Consider the following 24,428-nt stretch of genomic DNA (forward strand, 5'->3'; position numbering starts at 1 on the left):
AAACGCCAGCCTCAACAGGCTGGCGTTTTTTCTTGCGCGAATGCTCAGAGGCTCAGTCGCATCGACAGGTCCACCGCTTTGACATCCTTGGTCATCGCACCAATCGAAATGTAATCCACGCCCGTTTCGGCGATCGGCAGCAGCGTGCTTTCGTTGATGCCGCCGCTGGCTTCCAGTTTCGCTTTGCCGGCGGTCAGGCGAACCGCTTCGCGCATGTCGTCCAGGCTCAGTTCGTCGAGCATGATGATGTCGGCGTCGGCTTCCAGCGCCTGCTTCAGCTCTTCAAGACTTTCCACCTCGATCTCAACCGGTTTGCCCGGGGCGATCTTGTGTGCGGCGGCCACGGCTTCGGCGATGCCACCGCTGGCGGCGATGTGGTTTTCCTTGATCAGGAAGGCGTCGTAGAGACCGATGCGATGGTTGTGGCAGCCGCCGCAGGTTACGGCGTATTTCTGTGCCAGACGCAGGCCGGGCAGGGTTTTGCGGGTGTCGAGCAACTTGACCTGAGTCTCGCCGACGAAGTCCGCCAGGTACTGCGCGCGCGTCGCCACGCCGGACAGCAACTGGAGGAAGTTCAATGCGCTGCGTTCACCGGTCAGCAGTGAGCGCGCCGGGCCTTCCAGATGAAACAGCGGCTGATTGGCTTTGACCCGCTGGCCGTCGACCACTTGCCAATGAACCGCCACGCGGGGATCGAGCTGGCGAAACACCGCATCGACCCATGCGGTGCCGCAGATGACGGCGTCGTCACGGGTGATGATGGTGGCTTTGGCCAGGCGTTCGGCCGGGATCAGTTGCGCGGTGATGTCGCCGCTGCCGACGTCTTCGAGCAACGCACGGCGCACGTTGTTTTCGATTTCGGCGGTCAGATCGGCGAGACGTAGATTCGGCATAACGGACTCCACAAACAAAGTGGTTCGATTATAGGGGCAGGGCGCGAGCCAACCCAAGGCGAGAACGTGCGTGCCTGGCGCATCTGGTCGATTTTCCTGCGCTGAGTGCGAGGTGTATGGCGTATAGGGGAAACCCTGAGGCCTATAGCATCGCCGGCCTCTTTTGCCAGATAATCCGCCTTGTATTTGACGTCATGGCTTTGACGAACGACTCCGCTGGGGCAGTGTCGAAAGCGACGAACCGAATCACCGTTCCAGGAGGCTTGGATGCGCAACGACGGGAAAGTGGTGCCTTTGCACCGGGCGACTGCCGATTTGGCGGACCACTCGCCGCTTGCCCGCTTGCCGGTGATTCTGCTGCAGGTTCGCGACAAGGCTGCCCAGCAGCTGCGCCACGATTTGCAGGAGCTGTTCGATAACGCTGACGACACGCTGTTCGAAATGGCCGACCGGGCGCGCAACGATGTCGATCAGAACATCTTTTTCGAAGCCATGCGCGACCTGCGCCTCAAGCGCAAGAATATCGAGCGCGGCTTTCTTGAACTGTTCTTTGAGGCTTTCGCCGGCCTTACCCAATACGACCCCGCCGCCAACACCCTGCCACGCACGCCGGTGCTCGAAGAGTCGGCGCCGCGCACCGATGCCATGGAGCGCACCGTGGCCGTGCAGACCATGGTCAGTCGCGTGCTCAAGCGCGACGGCTTCGCTCTCGATCAACTGACCGCACGCTTCAGCTCGATGCTCGGCAAGCGTCTGGACGATCAGCACAACCCGCTGAGTCCGGCGATGCTCTGCGAATACTTCCTGCAGGCCGGGCGTAATCTCGGCGTCGAGATCAAGGTCAAGCTGATCCTGCTCAAGCTGTTCGAACGCTATGTGCTGGCTGACACCGAGCAGCTGTATGGCGAGGCCAATCAGCTGTTGCTCGCCACCGGCGTGTTGCCACATCTGAAGCCCGCCGTGGCTCGTCGCATGGTCGAGCCTGCGGACAGCGACACATTGATTGAAGATCTCGACGAGCCGCCAGCGGACGAAGGCATCGAGGAAGTGTTCGCCGCGATGCAGCAATTGCTCGCCCAGGTGCGCGGCCGCGTCACACCGACCCTGGAGCCCGGCGCCCCGGCGCATCCGATCAACACCCGCGACCTGTTGCGTTTGTTGTCGCACTTGCAGCAATACGTACCGGCGCTGGAGGCTCAGGAAGATTTCGATCTGCGCCATCAGCTCGAGCAACTGCTGACCCGGGTCAGCGTCAGAAGTGGCCGCTCCCGCGTCGTCGCGACTGCCGACGAAGATGTGATCAACCTGATCGCCATGGTCTTCGACTGCATCCTCGACGATCGCAACGTGCCTGACGCGCTCAAGGCGCTGATCGGCCGATTGCAGATTCCGATGCTCAAGGTCGCCGTGCTCGACAAGAGTTTCTTCAGCCGCAGCACGCACCCGGCGCGGCGCCTGCTCAACGAAATCGCCGAGGCCGCAATGGGCTGGAGCGATTGCGACGGCGCTGAGCGCGACAACCTCTATGTGCGCATCGAGCAAGTGGTACAGCGCTTGCTCAGCGAGTTTGTCGACGACCCGGCGATCTTCTCCGAACTGCTCGCCGACTTCCTCGCCTTCACTCAGGAAGAACGCCGTCGCACTGAACTGCTGGAACAACGCTTGCGGGACGCCGAGGAAGGCCGGGCGAAGGCCGAGCTGGCTCAGCGGCGTGTCGCGCAGGCGTTGCAACAGGCGTTACTGGGCAAAGTGCTGCCGGCGACGGTGGTGAGTTTCGTCCAGCAGGCCTGGAGCAAAGTGCTGTTGCTGACCTGCCTCAAGCACGGTGATCAGTCCGCCGAATGGCACGCCGACGTGCAGACCATGGAACAGTTGGTCTGGAGCGTGCAGCGCCATGACGACGGCGAATCCAGCCTGCGCCTGCTGGCACTGGTCCCGGGTTTGCTCAAGTCACTGCGCGATGGCCTGAGCAGCACCGCGTTCGACCCGTTTGCCACCAGCGAATTTTTCAGTGAACTGGAGGCTCTGCACGTACGCGTGCTGGAACGTTCCGACGATGCCGATCACAGCGCCATGCCGCTGATCGAAGTCACGCCCGAGGTCTTGCAGCACAGTGCCGACCAGGCAGCAGCCACCCCGGCGCCGCGCCTGGCGCAAGACGCTGCCGGTCTGTCTCAGGTCGAGCAGTTGCGTGTGGGCAACTGGGTGGTGTTCGACGCAGACGAGGAACAGACCTTGCGTTGCAAACTCGCCGCGATCATCGAAGAGACCGGCAAATATGTCTTCGTCGACCGCACCGGGACGAAGGTGCTGGAGCACAGCCGCACCGACCTCGCCTTGGCTTTCAGCCGAGGCGCCGCGCGTGCGCTGGATGACACCTTGCTGTTCGACCGCGCACTGGAATCGGTGCTGGGCGACCTGCGGCGACTCAATCGCGGCAAGTGATCGCGCGCCGGGGGCGGATCGCGGCATACTGGGCGCCCACATGGTCGGCGTTGAAGGAATCGGTATGCAGTTGGATCCCGCGAGCGGGTGGTGTCATGGCGTGCAGATCTGCCCGTCACCCAACTTCAATGAGCGCCCGGCGGGCGAAGTGTCCCTGTTGGTCATCCACAACATCAGCCTGCCGCCGGCGCAATTCGCCACGGGCAAGGTGCAGGAGTTTTTCCAGAATCGTCTGGATGTCACCGAACACCCCTACTTTCCAGGCATCGCTGACCTGCGCGTATCGGCGCATTTTCTGATCGAACGTGACGGCAAGGTCACCCAGTTTGTCTCCTGTCTGGAGCGGGCGTGGCACGCAGGCGTTTCAGTGTTCGAGGGTCGTGAAACCTGTAACGATTTTTCCGTCGGCATCGAGCTGGAAGGCACCGATGATCTGCCGTTTACCGATGAACAGTATCGAGCGTTGACTGCGCTGACCCGGCAGTTGCAGAAGCGCTTTCCGGCGATAACCGATCAGCGTATCTGTGGCCACAGCGATATCGCGCCGGGGCGCAAGACCGATCCAGGACCGGCATTCGACTGGGCACGCTACCGCGCAGCCCTGGCAAAAGAGGAAGGACAATGAGTTTTCTGGTGTTACTGCTGGCGGTGTGGATCGAGAAGTTTTCGGCCCTGCGCCATCGGCTTCAACGCGACGGCGGATGGATCCGCGAACTGCACAAACTCGAAAACAGCAAACGGCTGGCCAGGCAACCGTGGCTGGTGCTGACGATTCTGGTGCTGTGCCCGGTGGCGTTGCTGGCGCTGTTGCTGCTGGTGCTGGAACCGGTGGCGTACGGTTTGCTGGCGCTGCCGGTGCATTTGCTGGTGGTGATTAACAGCCTCGGGCGTGGCGACCTGCTCGGCGGACTCGGACCGTTCCGCGATGCCTGGCGCCGTGAGGATCTGCAAGCGGCGGCCCACGTGGCCAAGCGCGACCTGGACATCTGCGCCGACAGTGGCGAGCAATTGCTTGAGCAAGTGCAGGGGCATCTGCTGTGGCAGGCGTATCAGAGTTTCTTCGCGGTGATCTTCTGGTACTTCCTCCTCGGGCCGGTGGCGGCATTGGCTTATCGCTTGTTGGCGCTGGCCGAAGAGCACGGCTGCAATCCGGCGCTGGTCGAGCGTGCTGCGCAATTGCGTCACGCTTTCGATTGGGTGCCGGTTCGTTTGCTGGCGGCAAGTCTTGCGTTGGTCGGCAACTTCGTCGCGGTCAGCCGAGTGATGCTGCATGAGCTGCTGAACTGGAACATCAGCGCTGCGCAGTTGATCAACAAGGTCGGCCTGGCCGCCGGGGAAGTTCCACCGCCAGTGGTCGGCCCGGACGGCATAAACACCCTCGATTGCCTGTGGGAACTGCTGCTGCGCGCGGCGGTGCTGTGGTATGCCGGGTTTGCCTTGTGGACGGTTCTGGTTCACTGATAAGCCAGAGTGAAACTCATTGTGGCGAGGGGATTCATCCCCGAGGGGCTGCGCCGCAGCCCTGAAAACCCTGTTCCACCATTCATCAGTAACCATAAGTTACAAAACCTCCCGCCGATTTACGCTATACAGAGATAGCGCCCGATAGTGGCTATCTGCTGTCGTCCCGCGCCTGCCAATAAAAACAAGAAAAACCAAGGGAGACTTCCAGTGAAGAGCTTGCTCTATCCCGCCGTCTCGCTGATGAACCGTCTGAGCTTCGGCATGAAGTTCAGCCTGATCAGCGTGCTGTTCCTGGTGCCGATGCTGGTGACCAATTTCTATCTGGTGCGCGACTCCTATCGCGAATTTCAGGGCACCCGCGTCGAACTGCAAAGCCTCGACCTGCTGGGCAGCAGCCTGAGCCTGCGCCGGGATCTGGAGACCTTGAACAATCTGGTGCAGATCGACGTCACCCTCGGCCAGTCCGGCAAGGCCGGCAATGTCGAAGCGCAGATCCAGACGCTGGAGCAGGCTGTGCTCGCGCGCCTCGAAGGGCTGACGGCGATGACCGAAGATCCCGAGCAGATCAAGCAGTTCGAGGCCAAGCGCGATGAAATGATCGCCGCGTTCAAGGCCCAGCAGGCGGAGACTTCGCTGCAAAGCAAAAGCGCGTTGATCGGCAAGTTGCTGGCCAGTGCGCAGATTTTCAGCCAGATCATCACCAGTCAGGCCGGGTTGAGCCGCGACAACCAGAGCGACATTCGTCAGCTCAGCGAACTGGTGACGCTGATTACCCCCAGCGTGACGCAAACCCTCGGCGAAGGCCGGGCGATGGGCTCGTATTCGTTGGGCCAGGGCTTTCTCAACAGTTCCTCCAGCACGCGTTTTGACGAGCTGCTGGTGCAGATCGAAAAACTCCAGGCCGAGTACGCTCTGAAACTGCAGGACGCCCTCGGTTCCAGCAGCGCTGCACGCGAATCCCTCAGCGCCCAGGCCGACAGCAGCAAGGCTTCGCTCAAACAGGCCAGCGAGCTGTTCGAAGAACAAGTGGTAATGGCCGACACCCTCGATGCGCCGTGGCAGGCATTCTACGATCAGGTCACCGGGCTGATGGAACACACCTACCAGCTCAATCAGGCCACGCTGAAATTCCTCGACAGGCAATTGCAGCAGCGTCTGGCGCAGAACCGCACGCACATGATTCTGCAAGCCTCGGCGCTTTCGGTGGTGTTCGTGCTGATTTTCTATCTTTATGGCGGTTTCTACGCCTCGACCCGGACCACCCTGAAAAGCCTGGGCGCGATGATGGACAAGGTCGCGGCCGGTGACATGACCGTCAACTTCAAGGCCAGCAGCCGCGATGAGCTGGGCGAGTTGGGCGAGGTGTTCAACGGTACGGTGAAGAAGATTCACGACTTGATCGAACGCGTGGGCCACACCGTTGGCGAAGTCGAGCGACAGGCCGGGCAGGTGGAGAGCGTGTCGGCGCAGAGCAATCAGGCTGTGGCCGGGCAGCGCTCGCAAATCGAACAAGTGGCGACGGCGATGAACCAGATGTCGGCGACCTCAATGGAAGTCGCTCGCAGTGCCGCCGCTGCGGTGAGCAGCGCCCACAGCGTCAACGACGAAACCCTCAGCGGGCGCGGGCTGGTGGAATCACAACAGGGCAGCATTGCCGCGCTCGCCAGCGAAATCGACCAGTCGGTGCTGGTGATCAATCAACTGGCCAGCGACAGCCAGTCGATCAGCCGTGTGCTTGAGGTGATCAAGAGCATCGCCGAACAGACCAACCTGCTGGCGCTTAACGCCGCTATCGAAGCCGCGCGGGCCGGCGAGCAGGGGCGCGGTTTTGCCGTGGTCGCCGACGAAGTACGCACCTTGGCCAAGCGCACCCAGCAATCGACCGAAGAAATCGAGCAGATGATCGCCAAACTGCATGGCGGCGTCGGCGCGGCGGTGAAGGCCATGGGCGTCAGTCATCAGATGGCCAATGGCACGGTGGGCCAGTCGGAGAAGGTCCAGCAGGCGCTGGAGAACATTCTTGGCGCGGTGGGCATGATCGTCGATCAGAACCAGCAGATCGCCGCTGCCGTGGAACAGCAGACCGCCGTGGCCCATGACATCGACCAGAATATCGTCGAGATCAACCGTGCCGGCGAACGCACGGCGCAAGGTGCGCACCAGACCGAAGATGCCAGCCGCGCGCTGTCGGCGCAGGTGGTTGAGCTCAAACAACTGATCAGCGCATTTCGCGTCTGATGTGGGAGCGAGCCTGCTCGCGAAGGCGGTGGGTCAGGCATTGACGATGTCACTGACAGATTGCTTTCGCGAGCAGGCTCGCTCCCACAGGGGACGGCAGTATTACCAGCCGAAGACTTCGCAGCAGTTGGCGGTGCTGGCGTTGGCCAGTTGTTCAGGCGTGATATTCATCAGCTCGGCCAACGCCGCACAGATTGCCGGCAGATGCGCCGGGCTGTTGCGCTGGCCGGGGAACATGGCGGGGGCCATGTCTGGTGAGTCGGTTTCCAGTACCACCGATTGCAGCGGCAGTTCCGGCAGCACCCGATGCATGCGCAATGCCTGCGGCCAGGTCGGTGCGCCGCCGAGGCCCAGTTTGAAACCAAGCTTGATGTATTCCCGCGCTTCCTCACGGCTGCCGGCGAAGGCGTGGATGATGCCGGCGCGTTTGAGCTTGAAGCGCTTGAGCGTGGCGATCACCGCTGCGTGGCTGCGGCGTACGTGGATCAGCGCCGGCAACTCGAAGTCCGCCGCCAGTTGCAGCTGCGCTTCGAACAACGCCTGTTGCCGTTCGCGATCGAGGTTTTCGATGAAGTAATCCAGGCCGATCTCGCCCACCGCACACAGCTGACGATGTCCGCGCAAGCGCGTCAGCCAGTCCCCCAGCGCATGCAAATCCTCGGGCCGATGCTGATCGAGAAACACCGGGTGCAATCCGAACGCCGCGTACAGCTCGGCATCGCTCTGCACCAGATCCCACACCCGTTGCCAGTTGCCCTGATGCACGCCCAGCACGACGATGCGCCGCACGCCGAGAGCGCGGCTTTCGGCCAGCAACTCGGCGCGATCGGCGTCGAAGTCTGGGAAGTCGAGGTGGGTGTGGCTGTCGATCAGCTCCACGATTCAGTCCCGATGAATACGCTGCTTGAAGGTCCGCGCAATGGCTTGCACGCCCGGTTGGTAGTCGTCCTGCTCCACGGCGGCCAGCGCCAGTTCCAGGGCCTTGTCGGCGATCAACTGGTGTTGCTGGGACATGGCATTGACCGGCAGCGGCAGGAAATCCAGCAACTGCGTGTCGCCGAAGGTGCCGAGGCGCAGCGGCCTCGATTTCAGCGGGAAATCATGCAGCGCATCGAACACGCCTTGCAGCAGCACGTAGGAAGTGGTCACCAGCGCGTCAGGCAAATGCCCCAGACGCTGCAGGAGTTCTTCCATCAATTGCTTGCCGCACTCGCGGCTGAACGACTCGGCGTGCTCGACCAGCACCTCGCCTTTGAAATCGTTGAGCGCTGCGCGGAAACCGGCGGCACGCTCCTGGCTGATGCTCAGCTCCGGGCGTGCGCCGAGCAGCACGATCTGCTTTGGCTGCGGATCGAGCAGGCTCTGGGTCAGATGCAGGCTGGCCTCGCGGTCGTCGCTGATCACCGAGCAGAAATGCTCCGGTTCCATGACCCGGTCGATGGCGATGATCGGCAGACCCTTGGCCTGCAACTGGCGATAGCTGTCATCACCGGCCGGCAGGCAACTGGCAACGATCAGCGCATCGCAACGACGGGCGCGGAACAGTTGCAGCAACTGGCGCTCGCTGTCCGGCGCGTCGTCGGAGCTGGCGATCAGCAATTGATAACCGCGAGCTCGCGCGCCTTGTTCGAGCAACTTGGCGATCCGCGCGTAACTGGGGTTTTCCAGATCCGGCAGGATAAAGCCCAGGGTGCGCGTGTGCCGACTGCGCAGGCCGGCCGCTTGCGGATTGGGCGTGAAGCCGTGCAGATCGACCACCGCGCGCACGCGCTCGACGGTCGCGTTGCTGATGCGTTGCTGTTCGGCCTTGCCGTTGATGACGTAGCTGGCGGTGGTGACGGAGACGCCGGCCAACCGCGCGATATCACTGAGTTTCAACCCGGTATTTCCTTGTTTTTTCGAGCATGCCGCGACATTTTCGCCAATCCTACCCGATAAGGGCAGTCGACTTATTGCTTGGGCAGATCCGACCAGTTGGACTTCAAGGATGAGACATTATCGAGTAACGTGCCGATCAATCTAGATTAAACGTTTCAGCAAGCGTATTTTCTACGTTTTAGACGCCTTTGGCCGGTCCTGCCGTGAAACCGCCAAAACTGCCGCTGAAAAGCGCGGCAGAGCGCCTAAGCTGTGAACCATTCAAAACAATACCTGGCGTTGAACTGCGCCAAAAAGGAGATCGCATGCTCGAGCTCACTATAGAGCAGATATCCATGGGCCAGTCGGCCGTGGATAAACCCGCTGCCCTGCAATTGCTGGCCAGTCATCTGGTTGCCGACGGTCTGGTTGCCGACGGCTACCTCGCCGGCCTGCAGGCCCGGGAAGCCCAGGGCTCGACCTTTCTCGGTCAAGGCATCGCCATTCCCCACGGCACCCCGGAAACCCGCGATCAGGTATTCGCCACCGGCGTGCGCCTGATGCAGTTTCCTGATGGCGTCGATTGGGGCGATGGCCAGATCGTTTATCTGGCCATCGGCATCGCGGCGAAATCCGACGAACACCTGCGCCTGCTGCAACTGCTGACCCGCGCCCTCGGCGAGACCGATCTGGGCCAGGCCCTGCGTCGCGCCAGCTCCCCCGAAGCGCTGCTTAAACTGTTGCAAGGCGCGCCGCAGGAACTGGCGCTGGATGCGCAGATGATCGGCCTCGGCGTGTCGGCCGACGATTTCGAAGAACTGGTCTGGCGCGGCGCACGTCTGCTGCGTCAGGCCGATTGTGTGAGCAACGGCTTTGCCGGCGTGTTGCAGCAAGTCGAAGCGCTGCCACTGGGCGATGGCCTGTGGTGGCTGCACAGCGAGCAGACCGTGAAGCGTCCGGGACTGGCGTTCGTCACCCCGGACAAACCGATGCGCTACCTCGGCCAGCCGCTCAGCGGACTGTTCTGCCTCGCCAGTCTGGGCGAAGCGCATCAGGCGTTGCTCGAGCGTTTGTGCGCGTTGCTGATCGAAGGTCGCGGCCACGAACTGGGCCGCGCCACCAGCAGCCGCAAAGTCCTCGAAGTGCTGGGCGGTGAACTGCCTGCCGATTGGCCGAGTGCACGTATTGCCCTGGCCAACGCCCACGGTTTGCATGCGCGGCCGGCGAAGATCCTCGCGCAACTGGCGAAGAGTTTTGATGGCGAAATCCGCGTGCGCATCGTCGACAGCCAAGACAGCGCCGTATCGGTGAAGAGCCTGAGCAAACTGCTCAGCCTCGGCGCCCGGCGCGGTCAGGTGCTGGAGCTGATTGCCGAACCGAGCATCGCCAGCGATGCCTTGCCGGCCTTGCTCGCGGCGATTGAAGAAGGCCTCGGTGAGGAAGTCGAGCCGCTGCCGGCCGTGAGTCAGCAGCGCGAAGTGATCGCCGACATCGCCGAAGTGCTGATCGCCCCGGCCTCCGGCAGCCTGTTGCAGGCGATACCTGCCGCACCGGGCATCGCCATCGGCCCTGCGCACATTCAGGTGCTGCAAGCCATCGACTACCCGTTGCGCGGCGAATCTGCCGCGATCGAGCGCGAGCGCCTCAAGCAAGCGCTGAGCGACGTGCGCCGCGACATCCAAGGCTTGATCGAACGCAGCAAGGCCAAGGCGATTCGCGAGATTTTCATCACTCACCAGGAAATGCTCGACGACCCGGATCTGACCGACGAAGTCGACACCCGCCTCAAGCAAGGCGAAAGCGCCGAAGCGGCGTGGATGGCAGTGATCGAAGCCGCCGCCAAACAGCAGGAGTCGCTGCAGGACGCGTTGCTCGCCGAGCGTGCTGCGGATCTGCGTGACATCGGCCGTCGAGTGCTGGCGCAATTGTGTGGCGTGCAAACCGCGAACGAACCTGAGCAACCGTACATTCTGGTGATGGACGAAGTCGGCCCGTCCGATGTCGCGCGCCTGGATCCTGCGCGGGTTGCGGGGATTCTCACCGCGCGCGGCGGTGCTACCGCGCACAGCGCCATCGTCGCCCGCGCGCTCGGTATTCCAGCACTGGTCGGCGCGGGTGCAGCGGTGCTGTTGCTCGAGCCGGGCACGCCGCTGTTGCTCGACGGTCAGCGTGGCCGTCTGCATGTCGACGCCGATGCCGCGACCCTCAAGCGTGCCGCTGAAGAGCGCGACACCCGCGAGCAACGCCTGAAGATCGCCGCCGAACAACGCCATCAACCGGCACACACCACCGACGGCCACGCCGTCGAAGTGTTCGCCAACATCGGCGAAAGCGCAGGCGTGACCAGCGCGGTGGAGCAGGGCGCCGAAGGCATTGGTCTGCTGCGCACCGAACTGATTTTCATGGCCCACCCACAGGCGCCGGATGAGGCGACCCAGGAAGCCGAATACCGTCGCGTCCTTGATGGTCTGGCCGGGCGGCCGCTGGTGGTGCGCACGCTCGACGTCGGCGGCGACAAACCGTTGCCGTATTGGCCGATCGCCAAGGAAGAAAACCCGTTCCTCGGCGTGCGCGGCATTCGCCTGACCCTGCAGCGGCCGCAGATCATGGAAGCGCAACTGCGCGCCTTGCTGCGCTCGGCCGACAACCGTCCGCTGCGGATCATGTTCCCGATGGTCGGCAGCGTCGAAGAGTGGCGCCAGGCCCGCGACATGACCGAACGCCTGCGTCTGGAAATTCCAGTCGCCGACCTGCAATTGGGGATCATGATCGAGGTGCCGTCGGCCGCGTTGCTTGCGCCAGTGCTGGCCAAGGAAGTCGACTTCTTCAGCGTCGGCACCAACGACCTGACCCAATACACCCTGGCCATCGACCGTGGTCACCCGACCCTGTCTGCTCAAGCGGACGGCTTGCACCCGGCGGTCCTGCAACTGATCGACATCACCGTGCGCGCCGCCCATGCCCATGGCAAATGGGTGGGCGTCTGCGGCGAACTGGCGGCAGATCCGCTGGCGGTGCCGGTGCTGGTCGGCCTCGGTGTCGACGAGCTCAGCGTGTCCGGGCGCAGCATTGCCGAAGTCAAGGCGCGCATCCGTGAACTCAGCCTGCCCCAGGCGCAAACCCTCGCTCAACAGGCCCTGGCCGTGGGCAGCGCGAATGAAGTGCGCGCATTAGTGGAGGCCCTGTAAATGGCCAAGATTCTTACCCTGACCCTCAACCCGGCACTCGACCTCACCGTCGAGCTGTCACGGCTCGATGCCGGTCAGGTCAATCGCAGCGAGGAGATGCACACCCACGCTGCGGGCAAAGGCGTCAACGTCGCGCAAGTGCTGGCGGATCTTGGCCATCAGGTCACCGTCAGCGGCTTTCTCGGCGAAGACAATCAGCAAGCGTTCGAAACCCTGTTCGCCAAGCGCGGTTTCGTCGACGCGTTCATCCGCGTGCCGGGCGAGACGCGCAGCAACATCAAGGTCGCCGAGCAGGACGGGCGCATCACCGACATCAACGGGCCTGGCCCGGTGGTCGATGCAACGGCGCAGCAAGCCTTGCTTGATCGCTTGCAGAAGATCGCACCGGGGCACGATGCGGTGGTGGTCGCCGGCAGTCTGCCGCGTGGCGTCACTGCGCAATGGTTGCGCGAGCTGATTGAAAGCTTGAACGCGCTCGGCTTGAAAGTCGCCCTCGATTCCAGTGGTGAAGCCTTGCGCGTCGCGTTGCAGGCCAGCCCCTGGCTGATCAAACCGAACACCGAAGAACTGGCCCACGCCCTCGGCTGCGAAGTGGTCTCGCCGATCGCCGAAGCACAAGCCGCCGCACGTTTGCATGCGCAAGGCATCGAGCACGTGGTGATCTCCCACGGCGCCGACGGGGTCAACTGGTTCAGTGTCGGCTCGGCCCTGCATGCCTCGCCGCCGAAAGTCAGCGTGGCGAGCACGGTCGGTGCCGGCGATTCATTGCTGGCTGGCATGCTCCACGGTCTGCTCAGTGCTGATACGCCGGAGCAAACCCTGCGCACCGCCACCGCGATTGCGGCAATGGCGGTGACCCAGATCGGTTTTGGCATCAACGACGCTGCGCAACTGGCGCAGCTCGAACAGGGCGTGCGCGTGCGCCCCCTGACAGAACAATAAGAGGGTTTGTGATGAAGTTAGCCATTGTTACGGCTTGCCCGAACGGCATGGTCACCAGTGTGCTGTGCGCGCGTCTGCTCGATGCAGCGGCGCAGCGTCAGGGCTGGAGCACCAGCGTTGAAGTGGTCGATCCGGCACACCCGGAACGCGAGTTGTCGGCGGCGACCATCGAAGCCGCCGAGTGGGTCTTGCTGGTCACCACTGGCGCGGTGGACATGAGCCGGTTTGTCGGCAAGCGCGTGTTCCAGATCGCTCCGGCGCAGGCGCTGCAGGATGTCGAAGCGGTACTGCGTCGCGGTGCTGAAGAAGCCGAAGTCTACGTGGCCAGCGCAATCGAACCGGCGATTGACGCGCCACGTGCGCCACGCATCGTCGCCATCACAGCCTGCCCGACCGGCGTCGCCCACACCTTCATGGCCGCCGAAGCGTTGCAGCAGACCGCCAAGCGTCTGGGCTATGAATTGCAGGTCGAAACCCAAGGCTCGGTGGGCGCGAAAACCCCGCTCAGCGCAACGGCCATCGCCGAGGCTGACGTGGTGCTGCTGGCGGCGGATATCGACGTCGCTACCGAGCGTTTCGCCGGCAAGAAAATCTATCGCTGCGGCACGGGCGTTGCGCTGAAGCAATCCGAAGCGACCCTGAAAAGAGCCCTGGCCGAAGGCGCAGTGGAAAGTGCGGCAAGTGACGGCAAGGCTGCGGCCAAGTCTGAAAAAACCGGCGTCTACAAGCACCTGCTCACGGGTGTGTCGTACATGCTGCCAATGGTGGTGGCGGGTGGTTTGCTGATCGCGTTGTCCTTCGTGTTCGGCATCACCGCGTACAAGGAAGAAGGCACGCTGGCGGCGGCGCTGATGCAGATCGGCGGCGAAACCGCGTTCAAGCTGATGGTGCCGCTGCTCGCCGGTTACATCGCCTACTCGATCGCCGATCGCCCGGGCCTTGCGCCGGGGATGATCGGCGGTTTGCTCGCAGGCACTCTGGGCGCTGGATTCATCGGCGGGATTATTGCCGGCTTCATCGCCGGTTATGCCGCCAAAGCCATTGCCCGCTATGTGAAATTGCCGCAGAGCCTGGAAGCGTTGAAGCCGATTCTGATCATCCCGTTGCTGGCCAGTCTGGTCACCGGCCTGGTGATGATTTACGTGGTCGGCAAACCGGTCGCCGGCATGCTCGCCGCGCTCACCCAGTTCCTCGACAGTATGGGCACCACCAATGCGATTCTGCTCGGCGTATTGCTCGGCGGCATGATGTGCGTCGACCTCGGTGGGCCGATCAACAAGGCTGCCTATGCGTTTTCGGTGGGGCTGCTGGCCTCGCAGAGTTACGCACCGATGGCCGCGACCATGGCCGCCGGCATGGTGCCGCCGATTGGCCTGGGCATCGCCACCTTCATTGCCCGGCGCAAGTTCGCCCAGACCGAGCGCGAGGCCGGCAAAGCGGCGTTCGTGCTCGGCCTGTGCTTTATCTCCGAAGGGGCGATTCCGTTTGCCGCGAAAGATCCGCTGCGGGTGATTCCGGCGAGCATCGCTGGCGGCGCGCTGACCGGTGCCTTGTCGATGTACTTCGGCTGCAAACTGATGGCGCCGCACGGTGGCTTGTTCGTGCTGGCGATCCCCAATGCAATCAACCATGCGCTGCTGTATCTGCTGGCGATTGTTGCGGGGAGCCTGGTCACGGCGGTGGTGTATGCGCTGCTCAAACGGCCGGAGGCTGTCGAGCTACCGCTGGAGCCCGCCAAGGCCTGACCGACAACACCAAATCCCTGTGGGAGCGAGCCTGCTCGCGAAAGCGGAGTGCCAGCTGAAGATGTGGTAACTGGCAGGACGCCTTCGCGAGCAGGCTCGCTCCCACAGGAGTCTGCATTGTCATAGCCGGTTCATACACCCGTGCTTAAGTTTTCCCTTTTGCAGGGAGAACACCATGAGCGATTTCAATCTCGGCCGGCGTCGCGTCATGCAAGCGGTCGGCGCCGGGCTGTTGCTGCCGGGGCTGGCGCCGGCGGTGATTGCCTCGGTCAAGGATCGTCCGCAGCTCACCGACGGCGTGCAGTCCGGCGACCTGCTCGGCGACCGCGCGATGATCTGGAGCCGCAGCGATCGGCCGGCGCGTATGGTGGTGGAGTGGGACACCGGCAGCCTGTTCGGCAACCCGCGCAAATTCGTCTCGCCACTGGCCGATGCGCGCAGCGATTTCACCGCCCGCGTCGAACTCACCGGCCTGCCGGCCAGCCAGGCAATTTTCTATCGCGTGCACTTCGAAGACGCCCAGAGCGGCGTCGCCAGCGAACCATGGTTCGGCCATCTGCGCAGTGTGCCAACGACAAAACGCGACATCCGTTTTGTCTGGAGCGGTGACACCGTCGGCCAGGGCTTCGGGATCAACCCGGACATCGGCGGCATGCGCATTTACGAAGCCATGCGCCTGCGTCTGCCGGACTTCTTTATCCACAGCGGCGACACCATCTACGCCGACGGCCCGGTGCCCGCGCAACTGACTACCGAGAGTGGGCGCATCTGGCGCAATATCACCACCGAAGCCAAGGGCAAAGTCGCGCAGACTCTCGACGATTATCGCGGCAACTATCGCTACAACCTGATGGACGAAAACATCCGCCGCTTCAACGCCGAAGTGCCGCAGATCTGGCAGTGGGACGATCACGAAGTGGTCAACAACTGGTCGCCGGGCAAGCAGCTGGATGAGCGTTATCAGGAGAAAGATATCCACAAGCTGGTCGGCCGCGCGCGGCAGGCGTGGCTGGAATATGCGCCGATGCGTTTGCAAGCGGCGGACGGCGGCGGGCGCATTTATCGCAAGCTCAGTTACGGGCCGATGCTCGACGTATTCGTGCTGGATATGCGCAGCTATCGCGAAGCCAACGACGACAACCTCGGCGCGGCAAAACCGTTTCTCGGCCGCGAGCAGTTGGACTGGCTCAAGCGTGAATTGCAGGCGTCGACGGCGCAGTGGAAAGTCATCGCCGCCGACATGCCCATCGGCCTTGGCGTCCCGGACGGCGAGGTCAGCCCGGGCGTTGCGCGTTGGGAAGCCGTGGCCAACGGCGACCCCGGCGCGGCGCAGGGGCGTGAACTGGAAATTGCCGAATTGCTCGGATTTTTACGTGCGCAGCAGGTGCGTAATTTCGTGTTTCTGACGGCGGACGTGCACTACTGCGCGGCGCATCACTACCACCCGGACCGCGCCGCGTTTCAGGATTTCGAACCGTTCTGGGAATTCGTCGCCGGGCCGTTGAACGCCGGCAGTTTCGGGCCGAATCCACTGGACAAGACGTTCGGGCCTGAGGTGGTGTTCGAGAAAGCACCGCCCGCACAGAACACCTCGCCGTTTGCCGGGTTTCAGTTTTTTGGTGAGGTGAATATCGAAGGGCAGAGCGGGGAGATGAGTGTGGTGTTGCGGGATCTGGATGGGGTAGCAGTGTTTGAGCAGAAGTTGCAGCCTGTTTAATCACGCTGGATCGAAAGCCCCTCACCCCAGCCCTCTCCCGGAGGGAGAGGGAGCCGACCGAGGTGTCTAGCGTCATGCATCGACCTGGAAGATCGAGGTGATTGTGGCTTTGGATTCAGTGAAGAATGCTCAGGTCGGCGTCGATCTCAAGCATCCCCCAATCAGTCCTCTGGCCCTCTGGGAGGGAGAGGGCCGACCGAGGTGTCTTGCGCTATGCATCGACCTGGAAGACCGAGGTGATTGTGGCTTTGGATTCAGTGAAGAACGCTCAGGTCGGCGTCGATTTCAAGCATCACCCAATCAGTCACCTCGCCCTCTGGGAGGGAGAGGGCCGACCGAGGTGTCTTGCGTCATGCATCGACCTGGAAGATCGAGGTGATTATGGCTTTGGATTCAGTGAAGAACGCTCAGGTCGGCGTCGATCTCGAGCATCCCCCAATCAGTCCCCTCTCCCTCTGGGAGAGGGCTAGGGTGAGGGCATTTTCCGCTCTGCCGCAATTCTGATGATCTGCTCCAACACATCATCCATCTGCTGAAGCACCTCAAGATTGCTGAATCGCACGACGTCGATGCCTTGTTGAGACAGGAAGTTCGACCGGCGCCGATCGTGAACCACCCCGGCCGTCTCATAATGCTGGCCACCATCCAGCTCAATCGCCAATCTCAACTCCACACAATAGAAATCCAGCACAAACGGCGGACATGGAAACTGTCGGCGAAATTTCAGGTTGGCTATCTGCCGGGAACGCAGGCGCTGCCAGAGCAGGTGTTCGCAATCTGTCTGGTTGGTGCGCAAGTGGCGGGCGAATTGGGCGAGGGTAGGGCGGCTTGGCATGGCTTCACGGTCCTTGTGAAGTTGAGTGGAGATTTAACAGTAGCCCATTTCCCTCATCGGAACGCCGCCCGCCCAGCTCTCTTCCAGGAGGAGAGGGAGCCGACCGAGGTGATTATGGCTATGGATTCAGTGAAGAACGCTCAGGTCGGCGTCGATCTCGAGCATCCCCCAGTCGGTCCCCTCTCCCATTGGGAGAGGGCTAGGGTGAGGGGCTTTTCGCAGGCGTTAGTAAACATCCCGGCGATAGCGGCCCTGTTCGATCAGGCGTTCGACTTCGGCGCTGCCGAGGATATCGTTGAGCGCCTGGTCTACGCCTGAGGCCATACCTTGAAGGCTGCCGCAGATATAGATGACGGCACCATCTGCTAACCATTTCTTCAATTCATCCGCCGACTCACGCAAGCGATCCTGCACATAAATCTTTTCAGCCTGATCCCGCGAAAACGCCAGATCCAGCCGCGCCAGATCACCATTGACCAGCCACTCTTCCAGCTCGGCGCGGCAGAGGAAGTCGTGCTCGCGGTTGCGCTCGCCGAATAGCAGCCACTGCCGTTGCTGGCCGTCGGCAATGCGTGCCTTGAGCAGGCTGCGCAGGCCGGCGAGACCTGTGCCGTTGCCCAGCAGGATCATCGGCACGGGTTCGTTCGGCAGATGGAAACCGCTGTTGCGCCGCACGCGCAGGCTGATGCTGCCGCCCACTGGCGCGTGTTCGGTGAGCCAGCCGGAGCCGATGCCGAGGCTGCCGTCGTTGTGCTGTTCCTGGCGCACGATCAGCTCCAGCAAGCCGTCAGCGGCAATCGAGGCGATCGAGTATTCGCGCATCGCCAGTGGCACCATCGCGTCGACCAGCGACTGCGCATGCAAGCCGACCAGATGCGCGCGGTGCTCGGGCAGTTGCCGTGAGGCGAGGGCCACTTCCAGTGGTTCGTCGATGCCGTTGACCTTCACCTGAGTTTCGCCACGAATGCCGAGGCCGTCGAGGAAATGTTCGATGGCCCACGGGCAGTTGCGTGGCAGCACTTCGACCAGGTCACCGGCGAGCCAGCTGCGGGTGTCCGGGGCTTTGAGGCCGAGCAGGTAGACCGGCGCGCCGCTGCTGTCGGGGTTCATCAGTTCGCGACGGACCAGCGTCCAGTTGTCATAGCTCGGTGCTTGCCAGGTTTCGCTCGGCGCCTGTCCGGTGAGCTGGCCGAGTTGCGTTTGCCAGTGACGCAACGCGTAAGGATCGCCGCTGTCGACTTCCACCGGGGCGAACAAGGTCTTGCCGCCGTGCTCGCCGAGCCATTGATGCAGGCGCTTGGCGAAGCCGCAGAAGTGCGCATACTGCCGATCGCCGAGACCGAGCACGGCGTAGTTGAGGCTGTCGAGTGCCGAGGCCTTGGCCAGCACTTTGCGCTCGAAACCACGGGCGCTGTCCGGCGCTTCGCCGTCGCCGAAGGTGCTGACCACGAACAATGCGTTGTTCGACTCACGCAGATCCTGTTCGCTCAGATTGGCCAGCGGCTGCACGTTGACCGGCAATCCGGCGGCCTGCAATTGTCCGGCGGTCTGCCACGCCAGTTGCTCGGCGAATCCGCTCTGGCTGGCGAAACCGATCAGCCACGCCGAAGCATCGGCGGACGGTTGTGCGAGACCTTGGCGGGCATCCTTGATCTGCTTTTTCTTGCGTCGACGGTCCAGATACAGCAGCCAGCCAGTGATGAAAAACAGCGGCATGCACACCGCCGCAATCGTCACGATGATGCGCCCGACGAGGCCAAAATAGCTGCCCACGTGCAGCGCATAAATGCTCGTCAGCAGTTGGGCCTTGAAGCTTTTGTCGGCATAGCGGTCGACGCGTTTGACCACGCCGGTGGCCGGGTCGAGGGTGATCTGGTTCAGCGCGCGGTCATGGGGTGAGCTGTCGAGCAGGTAGAACACCGTCGCCGGCTGGCCGGCCACCGCCGGCATGCGAATGTTGTACGCGGCAAGACCCGGGCCGGCAGCGCTGTAGATGCTGCTCCACATCGCCGCGTAGTCGGCGGTCGGTGCCGGGCCTTCCGGCGCCGGGCCGCGACCGCCGCGTACGCGTTCGTTTTGCGGCGCGTCGGAAAGCAGTCGGGTCAGGCCTTTGTTGTACCACTCGTACGACCATGACAAACCGGTCAACGCCAGCAGCAGATAAACCAAAAGGCACCAGGTGCCGGCCACCGAGTGCAGATCCCAATTGAACGCGCGGCCCTTCTTTTTCCAGTCCAGGGTCAACCACACGCGCCAGCTGTTCCATTGGCGCGGCCAACGCAAATACAGGCCAGAGAGACAGAAGAACAACAGCATCAAGGTGCAGGCGCCGGTGATGTTGCGCCCGGTGTCGCCCATGGCGAGGAAGCGGTGCAGTTGCAGCATCAGGCCGAAGAAGTCCTGGCCAGTGGCGTCGCCCTTGAATTCGGCAGTGTACGGATCGAAGTAGCGCATCTCGCCACGCCGTTCGCCCTTGGGCGGGGTGAAGAATACCCGTGCGGCGTGACCGCTGTCGGTCTCGACCCAGAGCATCGCGACTTTCTTGCCGGACGCAGCTTCAATGCGTTCCACCAGTTCCACTGGTGGCAGCACGCCGGCGACCTGCTTTTCCACCTGCAGAACGGACGGATTCAGCGCGCGCAGGATCTCGTCCTGAAACGAATAGGCCGCGCCGGTGATGCCCATCAGGGCCAGCACCAGTCCTGCGGTGATGCCAAAAAACCAGTGCAACTGGAACAGGGTTTTCTTCAACACGTCACTCGCCGTCCGTTCGGAAATTGTCATCACGGCGCGCATTATGCCGTGGGTTATCAAGATGCGTTTTGCGTAACACACAAAAGCCCCGTTCAACTGAATGAACGGGGCCTGATCCGTTTCGCAGATCTTATGTGGGAGCGAGCTTGCTCGCGAAGGCGTCGTGTCAGTCAGCATCGACTTCACTGAGCCACCGCTTTCGCGAGCAAGCTCGCTCCCACAGGTTTTCACATTGGTCAGAAGTGGAAATTGGTGCTCAACAGCGCCGTGCGTCCCGCCGCCTGATTGGCGAAGTGGGTCGAGAAGGCTTTGTCGTAATAGGTTTCGTCGGTCAGGTTCTGCACGTTGAGTTGCAGGTCGACGTTCTTGGTCAGCTTGTAGGCCGCCATCGCGTCGTAACGCACGTACGAATCGACCATCGTCGTGTTGGCGACACTGCCGTAGACGTCGTCGACGTAGAACGCGCCACCACCGATCGTCAGCTTCGGCGTGACCTGATACGTGGTCCACAGGCTGGCGCTGTTTTTCGGCGTGTTCGGCAGATCGTTGCCGTCGTTGGCGCGACCCAGCGGGCCACCGTCAACCTGTTCGCTGTCCATGAAAGCGTAACCGGCGAACACCTGCCACTTGTCGGTGATCTTGCCGCTGGCCGACAGTTCGAAGCCTTGCACGCGGGTCTTGCCGGCGTTCTCGTAGGAGCTGGTGTCGACCTGCACGCGAGCGTTTTCCTTCTCGGTGCGGAAGATGTCGGCGGTCAGCGACAGGCGATCGTTGAGCAGATCCCACTTGGTGCCGATCTCGTAGTTCTTGGTGGTTTCCGGCTCCATGTCGCTGCTCAACAGGTTGCCGCTGCGATCCGGGGTGCCGCCCAGCGGGTTGCCTTCCTGACCTTCGCCCAAGGTGTTGCCCGGCGGCGTCGCCGAGGTTGCATAGGAGGCGTAGATGCTGCCGTTTTCCGCCGGCTTGTAGACCACGCCGAACTGGCCGGTGACGAATTCGCTGGTGTCATCACCCTTGGAGGTGGTGGTCCCTGCGGCGTTGTAGGTCTTGTAGTCGGTGTCGAAGTGGTCGTAGCGCAGGCCCATGTTCACCAGCCATTGCTCGGACAACTCCAGCGTGTCGAACACGTACAGCGCGTAGGTGTCGGCCTGGGTGTCGGTGCCGGCGTAGTTGCGCGAGATCGCACCGTTCCACGGATCGTTCGGGTTCGGGTTCGACAGCGAGGTGCAGTTGTAATTGCTCGAGGCGCCAATCATCGCCGGTGTGCAGTTGCTGCTGGAAGGCACATTGGTCGTACGCGGCGTGGTGTCGGTGTTGACGTTGTACGAGGATTTCTCGCTCTGCTCGCGTGTGTATTCGACACCGGTGGAGAAGCTGTTCTTGAAACCGGCCACGTACAAGGTGCCGAACAGGTCGGTCTGGTTGGTGGTGGTTTCGGTGTTGCTCACCCGCGTGTTGGCCCGACGCCAGACGCTGCCGTTGTTGACGTTGCCCTTGCTGTCGTCCGGCTGGGTGAGGATGTAATCCTGCATGCTGCTGCCGTGGCGCAGGGTGTTCTTGATGGTCAGCGCATCGTTCAGGTCGTGCTCGATGGCGAAGGTCGCGGTGTCGGTGCGGCCCTTGCGGAAGTCGCGATCCAGACCATAGAAGTTGCCGTGATCGCCCCCGGCGTATGGCTTGTCCGGGTTGGACTTGGTGCGTGCGGCCGAACCACCGGTGGGAATGGTGTATGGGATGCCCGAGTCCGGGGTGTCGTTGCTTTCCAGATGGTAGTAGTCGAGGTTGACGCGGGTATCAGTGCCCAGGCCGAAGGCCAGCGACGGCGCGATGCCCCAACGGTCGTAATCGACCTTGTCGCGACCGGCGACGTTGCTCTCGTGGCTCATCAGGTTGAGACGGCCGGCAGCGCTGTCGCTGAACTGGTAGTTGCCGTCGAGGGTGTAGCGCTGGGTCTGGTCGGAGCCGTAGGTGAAGCCACCGTCGAAGGAGTTGCCCAGATGGGCTTTCTTGCTCACCAGGTTGATGCTGCCGCCGGCCGCGCCGCGACCGCCAATCGCCGAGTTCGGGCCTTTGCTGACTTCGATGTTTTCCACGGCGAAGATTTCGCGGCTCTGCGAACCGGTGTCGCGCACGCCGTCCAGGTAAGTGTCACCCTGAGCATCGAAGCCGCGAATGAACGGACGGTCGCCCTGCGGGTTGCCGCCTTCACCGGCGCCGAAGGTGATGCCCGGCACGGTGCGCAGCGCGTCCTGCATGTTCAGCGCGCCGGTGTCCTTGAGCACTTGTTGCGGGATGACGGTGACCGAGCGCGGGGTGTCGACCAGCGGCGCGGTGTACTTGGGCGAGGAGGCTTTTTCGACCTGATAGGAGGTCGAGTCCTGGGCTTCACCGGTGATGGCGGTGGCGTCCAGGGCAATGGCGTTGCCGGAAGTTTTGCTCTCGGTTTTTTCCGCCGCGAAGACCATCTGCCCAGCCGAGCCGGCGGTGATTGCGACACCGATTGCCGAGGCGAGCAGACGTGGTGAACTGACCGGTAATTGTGCGTGTTGACGTGCCATTTTTATTCCCCTCCCCAAGGATTTGAGGCGGCGGAATATAGGGTAAACAGGTATTCGTATCAATTGCGAAACATTGTTATTCGCATTGAATTTACATTCTTTACAATTTGCCCTTACGGTTTCTGCTTGTTCATCCGTCTTGGGGGTTTTACACGGTCAATAAGAATCAATACCATTGCCGCCTTCTTGCCATCAGGTGACATTGCCATGCTGCTGCACATTCCCGGGCTGTTCGCAAAAGACGAAGTGCAGCGCATCCGCCAGGCCCTAGAGCAAGCGGATTGGGCCGACGGCAAGATCACCGCTGGCTTCCAGTCGGCCAAGGCCAAGCACAATCTGCAATTGCCCGAAGGCCACCCGCTGGCGAAGGAAATCGGCGCGGCGATGCTTGAGCGGCTGTGGAAAAATCCGCTGTTCATGTCTGCCGCACTGCCGCACAAGGTCTTCCCGCCGCTAGTGAACTGCTACACGGCCGGCGGCAGTTTTGATTTTCACATCGACAACGCCGTGCGCCAGCCCAAGGGCAGCATCGAGCGGGTGCGCACCGATCTGTCGGCGACGCTGTTCTTCAGCGAGCCGGAAGATTACGACGGCGGCGAACTGGAGATCCAGGACACCTACGGCACCCAGCGAGTGAAGCTGCCGGCCGGCGACATGGTGTTGTATCCGGGCACCAGTTTGCACAAGGTCAACGCGGTTACACGTGGTGCGCGTTATGCCTCGTTTTTCTGGACGCAAAGCCTGGTGCGCGAAGACAGCCAGCGCGCATTGCTGTTTGAAATGGACGGGGCGATTCAGCAGCTGACCCAGGACGTTCCCGATCACCCTTCGCTGATCCGCCTCACCGGCACTTATCACAACTTGCTGCGGCGTTGGGTCGAGGTATGAGTTTCCAGTTGCGCCGCGAGGAAGTTCTCGATGCGGCCGGGTTGGCGGCGATGCTTGAAGAAAGCCCGGCCCGCGCTGCGCAGGCGATTTTGCTGGCGGCGGGCGAGGGCGAGGTTGAAGCGCAGGCGTTGCTTGGGCAGATCCTGCTGGACGGTCAGGGCATCGCGCAGGATCAACCGCTTGCATTGCGCTGGTTCGGCATCGCCGCCGGTCGCGGGCATCTGATGGCGCGCAACATGCTCGGGCGTTGTCATGAGCATGGTTGGGGATGTGCGGCGGATGCCTCGGTGGCGGCGCAGCATTATCGAATCGCTGCCGAGTCAGGTCTTGATTGGGCGATGTACAACCTGGCCAACTTGCTGGCGACCGGGCGCGGGGTGACGGTTGATCATCAGCAAGCGCTGGCGTTGTATCGGCGCGCGGCTGAGTTGGGCCATGCGAAATCGATGAATCTGCTGGGGCGTTATCTGGAGGAAGGGCAGGTGTGTCAGGCGGATCCAATTGCTGCACGCGAGTGGTATCAGCGTTCGGCCGAGGCTGGGGATTTTCGCGGGCAGTTCAGTTATGCGGCGGTGTTGGCGGCTGAGGGGCAGGTTGATGAAGCGGTCGATTGGCTTGAGAAAGCCTTGGCCGCCGGCAATCTGAATTTTCTGCGGGTGGCGAGCCAGACGCTGGCTGATGCGACAGGCTTGCGAATTCAGGCGATGGCTAGTCGGTATGCCGCTCGGTATGCAGAGTTGCAGCGCGGCTGAAACCGCCGAGCCCTCACCCTAGCCCTCTCCCAGGGGGAGAGGGAACCGACCGAGGGATGCTTGGGAGGTACGCCGACCTGCAATGGTTTTGCCGAATCCATAATCGCCAAGGTGGTTCAGGTCGATGTCGGACGGAAGACCACTCGGTCGGC

General features: G+C 62.3%; 16 protein-coding genes. 10 read left to right on the forward strand and 6 right to left on the reverse strand.

The features are described 5' to 3' along the window. Positions 1 to 44: 44 nt before the first annotated feature. Positions 45 to 893 (reverse strand): carboxylating nicotinate-nucleotide diphosphorylase, encoded by an 849-nt coding sequence (gene nadC, locus AAEZ10_RS19175; RefSeq protein WP_110646634.1) that lies wholly within the window; start codon positions 891 to 893, stop codon positions 45 to 47. 267 nt (positions 894 to 1,160) lie between these two features. Between nadC and AAEZ10_RS19180 the strand changes: the two genes are divergently transcribed. The 4 genes from AAEZ10_RS19180 to AAEZ10_RS28005 all read left to right on the forward strand — a co-directional run bounded on the left by AAEZ10_RS19180 (position 1,161) and on the right by AAEZ10_RS28005 (position 7,040). Beyond that, positions 1,161 to 3,338 carry a DUF1631 domain-containing protein gene (locus AAEZ10_RS19180; protein WP_350570513.1) on the forward strand — a complete coding sequence of 726 codons (2,178 nt, stop codon included), beginning with the start codon at positions 1,161 to 1,163 and terminating at the stop codon, positions 3,336 to 3,338. A 64-nt stretch (positions 3,339 to 3,402) separates the two neighbouring features. Further along, entirely contained in the window at positions 3,403 to 3,963 is a 561-nt protein-coding gene (ampD, locus tag AAEZ10_RS19185; RefSeq protein WP_350570515.1) for a 1,6-anhydro-N-acetylmuramyl-L-alanine amidase AmpD, read from the forward strand. After that, positions 3,960 to 4,799 carry a regulatory signaling modulator protein AmpE gene (gene ampE / locus AAEZ10_RS19190; protein WP_350570517.1) on the forward strand — a complete coding sequence of 280 codons (840 nt, stop codon included), beginning with the start codon at positions 3,960 to 3,962 and terminating at the stop codon, positions 4,797 to 4,799. Before ampD ends, ampE begins: the two co-directional genes overlap by 4 nt. Before the next feature lie 1,551 nt (positions 4,800 to 6,350). Beyond that, the gene (locus AAEZ10_RS28005) at positions 6,351 to 7,040 is read left to right on the forward strand and encodes a methyl-accepting chemotaxis protein (protein ID WP_370695133.1); all 690 of its coding nucleotides are present in this window, start codon (positions 6,351 to 6,353) and stop codon (positions 7,038 to 7,040) included. A 102-nt stretch (positions 7,041 to 7,142) separates the two neighbouring features. Here AAEZ10_RS28005 and AAEZ10_RS19200 read toward each other — a convergent pair whose 3' ends face one another. Next, the gene (locus tag AAEZ10_RS19200) at positions 7,143 to 7,919 is read right to left on the reverse strand and encodes a TatD family hydrolase (RefSeq protein WP_122750850.1); all 777 of its coding nucleotides are present in this window, start codon (positions 7,917 to 7,919) and stop codon (positions 7,143 to 7,145) included. 3 nt (positions 7,920 to 7,922) lie between these two features. Further along, the gene (gene cra, locus AAEZ10_RS19205) at positions 7,923 to 8,918 is read right to left on the reverse strand and encodes a catabolite repressor/activator (RefSeq protein ID WP_024011578.1); all 996 of its coding nucleotides are present in this window, start codon (positions 8,916 to 8,918) and stop codon (positions 7,923 to 7,925) included. A gap of 305 nt (positions 8,919 to 9,223) precedes the next feature. Here cra and ptsP point away from each other — a divergent pair, with 305 nt between their 5' ends. The 4 genes from ptsP (at position 9,224) to AAEZ10_RS19225 (ending at position 16,489) form a co-directional block, all read left to right on the forward strand. After that, a complete protein-coding gene (ptsP, locus tag AAEZ10_RS19210; RefSeq protein ID WP_130899409.1) occupies positions 9,224 to 12,085 on the forward strand; it encodes a phosphoenolpyruvate--protein phosphotransferase in 2,862 nt (953 codons plus the stop codon). Next, on the forward strand, positions 12,086 to 13,027 hold the full coding sequence (gene pfkB / locus AAEZ10_RS19215; protein WP_217852348.1) for a 1-phosphofructokinase: 942 nt from the start codon (positions 12,086 to 12,088) through the stop codon (positions 13,025 to 13,027). A gap of 11 nt (positions 13,028 to 13,038) precedes the next feature. Then, positions 13,039 to 14,772: a PTS fructose-like transporter subunit IIB gene (locus AAEZ10_RS19220; RefSeq protein ID WP_350570521.1), complete on the forward strand. Its 1,734-nt coding sequence runs from the start codon at positions 13,039 to 13,041 to the stop codon at positions 14,770 to 14,772. 175 nt (positions 14,773 to 14,947) lie between these two features. Continuing rightward, the gene (locus AAEZ10_RS19225) at positions 14,948 to 16,489 is read left to right on the forward strand and encodes an alkaline phosphatase D family protein (RefSeq protein ID WP_350570523.1); all 1,542 of its coding nucleotides are present in this window, start codon (positions 14,948 to 14,950) and stop codon (positions 16,487 to 16,489) included. A gap of 466 nt (positions 16,490 to 16,955) precedes the next feature. On the opposite strand, the gene AAEZ10_RS19230 is transcribed toward AAEZ10_RS19225, so the two are convergent. The 3 genes from AAEZ10_RS19230 to AAEZ10_RS19240 form a co-directional block, all read right to left on the reverse strand. Further along, on the reverse strand, positions 16,956 to 17,324 hold the full coding sequence (locus AAEZ10_RS19230; protein WP_056782898.1) for an endonuclease domain-containing protein: 369 nt from the start codon (positions 17,322 to 17,324) through the stop codon (positions 16,956 to 16,958). Between the two features lie 225 nt (positions 17,325 to 17,549). Continuing rightward, positions 17,550 to 20,078 (reverse strand): PepSY domain-containing protein, encoded by a 2,529-nt coding sequence (locus AAEZ10_RS19235; protein ID WP_350570576.1) that lies wholly within the window; start codon positions 20,076 to 20,078, stop codon positions 17,550 to 17,552. Positions 20,079 to 20,314: 236 nt separating this feature from the next. After that, entirely contained in the window at positions 20,315 to 22,636 is a 2,322-nt protein-coding gene (locus tag AAEZ10_RS19240; protein ID WP_350570525.1) for a TonB-dependent receptor, read from the reverse strand. A 207-nt stretch (positions 22,637 to 22,843) separates the two neighbouring features. Here AAEZ10_RS19240 and AAEZ10_RS19245 point away from each other — a divergent pair, with 207 nt between their 5' ends. Both AAEZ10_RS19245 and AAEZ10_RS19250 read left to right on the forward strand, forming a co-directional pair. After that, positions 22,844 to 23,524, forward strand: coding sequence for a Fe2+-dependent dioxygenase (locus AAEZ10_RS19245; RefSeq protein WP_024011586.1), 681 nt, complete (start codon positions 22,844 to 22,846; stop codon positions 23,522 to 23,524). Further along, complete coding sequence (locus tag AAEZ10_RS19250; protein WP_350570528.1) at positions 23,521 to 24,276, forward strand: tetratricopeptide repeat protein; 756 nt, start codon at positions 23,521 to 23,523, stop codon at positions 24,274 to 24,276. The genes AAEZ10_RS19245 and AAEZ10_RS19250 overlap by 4 nt, the downstream gene beginning before the upstream one ends. Positions 24,277 to 24,428: the final 152 nt, after the last annotated feature.

Origin of the sequence: Pseudomonas sp. H26/SER47-MNA-CIBAN-0231 (genome assembly GCF_040310465.1) — a bacterium.
GTDB classification, from domain to species: Bacteria; Pseudomonadota; Gammaproteobacteria; order Pseudomonadales; family Pseudomonadaceae; genus Aquipseudomonas; species Aquipseudomonas atacamensis.